We start from the raw sequence: 1,066 nt of genomic DNA, 5'->3' as shown, positions 1-1,066 counted from the left end.
TGTAAACTCGTTTCCATTTTGAATCCATCCTTTCGTATGCGTGATGGATTCATTGTGACTGTTTTGACTTGCTATGCACAGGTGGGATTGGTTTGACGCTTACCTTACTGTGAGTAAGAACCTTTTTTTATAAAATTCCTCAATTTTAGCTCACCAAGTGGCGTTAGCATTTCCAAGGGCTGGCACCTTAAGGTTTAACAATAATCTTACACCTACTCTCACATGTAACACTCGTTGGATTATTTTTTGCACTGCCGTTATTACTAGTATCTACTGTAGTAGTACCATCCTTTGATTGATGAATCTTAGTAGCAAAAACAGATTGCGAAAAAACAAGCATTGAAACAATCGTCATACTTAAAACAAATAAATTTTTACTTTTCATTTACTTTTCACCTCCTTCCCTCTGTATTTCTTAATCAATTCTTCATATTTTTTCACTAATTTTTTATATTCTTTAGTTCCATCTTCAACTAAAGTTCCATTCTTAGTTATACTTACATTTTTAAACCCATCAGTAGATGTAAAAACAAAACTATCTTTTTTATCCTTACTACCTACATCAGTAACAACAAGCTTATTATCTTTACTAACAACAGTAAGTTTGTCATTCTTACCAATAACATTAACTTTACAATCACCTTGGCACAAAACAATCTTTTTATCAGCATCGTCTTTACTACTCGTATCTACTACAACTCCACCATCTTTTGAAACTTCAACAGCAACAGCATTAACCGATTGTCCCATCATAAACATCAAAGCCACAGAAAAAATTACACTAAGTAAGTTCTTAAACCTCATTATAATTCCTCCTTCTCCAAATCACTTTATCATGGATATTTTATCATGTATATCAAAAAAAATCCACATAATTCTTTATTCTACCAACTCAATCCACCCAACAAATCCGCAAGTTCTTCCTTCGCTTCTGCTATCTGCTATCTGCTTATTCGTTTTTCCTCAATAACACGTAAGACGCATCTTGATCGCTAAAGGACTCAAGCAAACGAAGCAACGACGCCGTACGAAAGCACATCAGCCCCGCCAACGCAGAGCCCAAGCT

Annotated in this window: 2 protein-coding genes; both read right to left on the bottom strand. The window is 34.9% G+C overall.

Features of this window, described 5'->3' with window-relative positions:
* Positions 1 to 187 precede the first annotated feature (187 nt).
* Positions 188 to 385 (bottom strand): hypothetical protein, encoded by a 198-nt coding sequence (locus PPOP_RS08675; RefSeq protein ID WP_006285850.1) that lies wholly within the window; start codon positions 383 to 385, stop codon positions 188 to 190.
* Positions 382 to 804, bottom strand: coding sequence for a hypothetical protein (locus PPOP_RS08670; protein WP_006285848.1), 423 nt, complete (start codon positions 802 to 804; stop codon positions 382 to 384). The genes PPOP_RS08675 and PPOP_RS08670 overlap by 4 nt, the downstream gene beginning before the upstream one ends.
* Between the last annotated feature and the right edge of the window lie 262 nt (positions 805 to 1,066).

Origin of the sequence: Paenibacillus popilliae ATCC 14706, from assembly GCF_000315235.1 — a bacterium.
Taxonomy (GTDB): domain Bacteria; phylum Bacillota; class Bacilli; order Paenibacillales; family Paenibacillaceae; genus Paenibacillus_B; species Paenibacillus_B popilliae.
Note: the sequence above shows the minus strand (reverse complement) of the source record. Positions and strands in the feature narration are given on the sequence as shown.